This window comes from Candidatus Zixiibacteriota bacterium, from assembly GCA_022865345.1.
Taxonomy (GTDB): Bacteria; Zixibacteria; MSB-5A5; order MSB-5A5; family RBG-16-43-9; genus RBG-16-43-9.
Genome location: JALHSU010000184.1, coordinates 1 through 4,207 on the forward strand (window position 1 = coordinate 1; position 4,207 = coordinate 4,207).

The 4,207-nt window shown below is 42.4% G+C and carries 3 protein-coding genes; 2 read left to right on the plus strand and 1 reads right to left on the minus strand.

Annotated elements, in window-relative coordinates; genetic code table 11:
* Nucleotides 1-1,653, minus strand: a 1,653-nt coding sequence (locus MUP17_09030) for a hypothetical protein (protein MCJ7459119.1), incomplete at its 3' end; no start/stop codon positions are given.
* Between the two features lie 236 nt (nucleotides 1,654-1,889).
* On the opposite strand from MUP17_09030, the gene MUP17_09035 reads away from it, so the two are divergent.
* Nucleotides 1,890-3,578 (plus strand): DPP IV N-terminal domain-containing protein, encoded by a 1,689-nt coding sequence (locus MUP17_09035; protein ID MCJ7459120.1) that lies wholly within the window; start codon nucleotides 1,890-1,892, stop codon nucleotides 3,576-3,578.
* 5 nt (nucleotides 3,579-3,583) lie between these two features.
* Nucleotides 3,584-4,207: endonuclease Q family protein (locus MUP17_09040; protein MCJ7459121.1), on the plus strand; the 624-nt coding region annotated here is incomplete at its 3' end.

Here is a 4,207-nt window from a genome sequence, read left to right on the forward strand (position 1 = left end):
CCCTAAGGTGAAATCGTGCCCTGCTCCGATTGCCATATTCATGCTTGCCTTATAGTGGTCATTCCCACCCGCATCATACAAAACCCCGCAGCCGAAATGCGCGCCGCTTCCCTGGACATACCAGACTCCGTTATAACTATCGTTCCCCTTTTCATCCCACAAAATTCCCAGAGCATACCAGGAAGCACATCCCTGGGCAAAGACCCCGGCTGAATATCTGTCGTCTCCTTCCATATCCACCAGCATTCCAATACCTCCTGCCCAGGAATGACCATCTAAGTAATCTGCTCTTCTGCCAAAACCCATGCCTTGTGCCATTGAGTCGTTATGCTTATCTGTCTGAGCTGATGGGAAATCTATCTGGGTATCATTAGCTACATACTTGTCGTTTCCCTTTGAGTCCAGCAAAATCCCGATTCCTTTGGTGTACCCGAAACCCTGAGAACAGAGAAATGTGTTGTAAGTATCGTTTCCTTCCAAATCTGATAATATTCCAATACCGAATTGTCCAGAACCCTGGGAAGAGGTATAAGAATCGTAAGTCTCATCCCCTTCATAATCCACTAAGACTCCTACTCCAAAACATCCAGCCCCCTGAGAGAGATTGACTGCCTGATATTCATCTTTTCCCTTCATATCTACCAGGAATCCGTAGCCGAAGGAACCTGCTCCGAGAGATGGTTTGGTTTTGTTGGTCGAAAGGTATTTATCATCACCTGATTTATCTATCAAAATCGAAATGGGATAAGAATAAGACCGGTTTGCGCCCCCGCTTTCATAGGAATCATCCCCGCTCAAGTCAATGATTAAGAAATAATCTGCCTCAGGATAATTTTCATCCATGCCATTTGAGATGACTATTTTGCCCAGGGGGGTGTTGTAAGAGAAATTAAATTTCTTGTCTGTGGTAAAGTTATAGAGAGTGTCTTTTACCAAGTCAACTGCCCCGGCTAAATCCTCAGCCCCGGTATAAAGATACTTGTAGTCAACATAATGCAAAAAATCGTAAAATTCCGGGGTTGCCAGGTCCTTATCTGAGCTTAAAAGCCTTATCGATTGGTCAAAGAACTTCTCCATATCAAATTTCTTCTCCGCCTTGCCGAAAGCTAAATTTCTCCATTTCAAAGCATCTAAAGAGACATAGATCAAAAGAGCTACCTGTTGAGAAATCTCCTCTGGAACTTCTTGAGTCATCTTTTTCAATTTCTTAGCTTCACTGGAGGAGAGTTTCTTTCCCATCCGGATAAAAAGGGAGTCTATTGATTCATACATTGCCTCTTTGCCTTTGATCTTCTTCAGATTCTCCTCCAGGGGGTCTCCGACAAGACCTCTTCTAACCCCTTCGTCTACTCTCAAGGAAGCAAATCCGATAAGATTTTTCAAGGAGCGTGAATTTAAAGCTAAGTAGTTTTTGAAATTCGATGTGTAATAAGGTATCTTGAAAAAGTTCTGGTGATATAAGGTGAAAAGCGGCAGCAAGAACTCATCCCCGCCGGAATTGGACATATCGTAATAATCAAATTTCAGACTCTCCTTGGTCAATCCCACTGCCCGTAGGGCTTTTTCGAAAGGGTCTTCTTTTTCTCCTGCAAAATTCGTGGAAATAAAAAGGAATGACAAAATCACAACGAAAAACGAAATCACTTTTCTCATATCTTCCTCCTGCGGTTTCAACTGTTTTTGAACCAAAATAATCTCCTGGATGATTTATGTCAAATCCAATTATGTTTTTTGCTGTAGGGGCACGGCGCGCCGAGCCCTCCACGATTATTCTGTAGGGACAGAACATTGTTCTGTCCCTACCTTAAATCATTATGAGCTATTTAAGTTGACAAACGAACGATTAATTACTATACTTTTTGAAACCTTAAGTTCTTTTTGATATGAAAATGCAAAAGTGGTTTATCCTTTGTCTGTTTGCCATAGCAATTCTATGCCGGGTGCATTCCGCGCAGGGGTTTGAGAATGAACTTGCCATTTACAGGAACCCAGCATTGTCCCCAGATGAAAGCCAGGTTGCTTTTGAATGTCGGGATTGGGATACTGGAGCACAAGAAGAGATGCCAAAAGGAGAAAGTGATATTTTTTTGGCTGACATCAAGGGGTCGAATCTAAGACAATTGACATTCATGTCCGGTGATTTTCACCTTTCTCCTGATAATACCAAAGTATTAATAAATTCTGGGTATGGACTTTACCTCTTAGACCTGAACAAAAAAGAGGCTCCTCGCCAGGTTTTTAACCGGTTTCCTGAAGTTTACTTAAGTCGGGAATGGAGTCCAATACGTCAACTTTCCTGGTCCCCAAGCGGCAAGAAGTTTTTTTTCGCAAGAACAATAGGAGACGTTATCTCAGGACAGAAAAAGAATTCTATTGTAGATGCTGAGACTTTGGGGGAAACGGTTCTGGATGATGAATTAGGTTCCATTCCATCCAGGATACAGTGGATTGACGATAATACCATCATTTACGAAAGGGACAATGAGATCCTGATTTATAATTATCTCACCAAAAAGGGGGACTTGCTGGCTTCCGGATACCCAAACGAACCCTGCACTGATCCGGTTCTGAGCCCGGACATGCAGAAAATGTTATATAGATATACAGACCAATATAAAGTAAGATTAGGTCCTCAAATGAAAATAGTTATCTGCGAGATTAAGGATTTACCCGACTGGGCTGCAGAGGAGCTTGCCAAAAAGCTCTGGTCTGGCGAGGAAAAAATGTTCAAGAAGACAGATTATCTTTTGCTGGGAGGCTCAATCTCTCAAGTGAAGGTGAGCTGGTTTAGAGATAGTCAGAGGCTTTTGATCAAAGGACTGAAAGAATTATGGATTTATAATCTCACAGACTCTTCTTACACCCCTGTTTTTCTCGACTCCATCCCTATTAAGGAGGCGCTTCTAACCCCGGACCAAAATAAAGTCTTTTTTATCTCGTCGCTATGGAGTTCCGAGCATGAAGATGCCAGGATAACAGGTAAGGGAAATTCATCAAACCTGAAAGTTTACGATCTTAAGAATAAAGTATGCAGAACTATTTTCAGAGATTCAGGTCCCATAAGTCAGTTAAGACTATCCTCTGATGGCTCTTCTTTGGCTTTAGTCAGAGGCGGGAATATCTGGATTGTGAACACGGCAACAGAAAAAGGATATCAGTTGACGTCTGATGGTGGACTAAGCCCTCAGTGGCTCTTGAATGATAAAAGTATTCTGTTCAGTAGCGATGGTTCATTGGTAAAAGCTGATCTCAGGACAGGAAAATTCACTAATTTGACTTTAGGTAGAGGAACTGAACCAACATGGATAAGTGATAAGGAAGTAGTTGTCAAAAGCAGGGGAAAATTCTGGCAAGTCTCTGTGGACAAGATCAGAGTAAAGGAAATTCAGAAATACCCGGATAAACCAAGGTTGACCAAAGGTAAAAAATATGAAGTTTATATTGACGAAGTAAAGCTTGTGCCCAGGTCTCCGGATTTGACTCAAGTCAAGGCCCAGGACCTGAAAACCTCACAATCCTGGGTTGTAAAACGGCCCTGGTGCAATTTCCCCTGGGCTCTTGAGGAAAAAAATCGATAAGTGCTATGCGCTTCATTGCAGATTTTCATATTCATTCCAAATACAGTCGGGCAACCTCGCAGGAGATGGAGGTTGAGTCTCTAACCAGGTGGGCGGAGATAAAAGGTATCTCGCTTCTGGGAACTGGGGATTTTACCCATCCAACCTACCTTTCTGAATTGAAAGAAAAGTTAGAGCCTCTGGGGAATGGGCTTTTTCAATTAAGGAGTAAAAAAAACTCGGTTAAATTCATCCTTACCGCAGAACTGAACAATATCTATCACCAGGGAGGCAGGTTAAGTAAAATCCATAATATAATCTTTGCTCCATCCTTCGAGGTAGTTGATAAAATCAACAAGAAGTTGGCGAATTTAGGGAAACTGGAAGCAGATGGCAGGCCGGTATTTACTTTCCCAGCAAAGGATTTGGCAAGACTTATCCTGGGGATTTCTCAGGAATGCCTGATTATCCCTGCACATGCCTGGACTCCCTGGTTTTCCATCTTCGGAGCAAATTCAGGTTTTGACTCGATAGAGGAATGTTTTGGGGAATATTCCAAGTATATTTATTCCATCGAGACCGGGCTTTCATCTGACCCCCAGATGAACTGGAGATTGTCAAAGCTGGATAGGATTACTTTGATCTCAAAC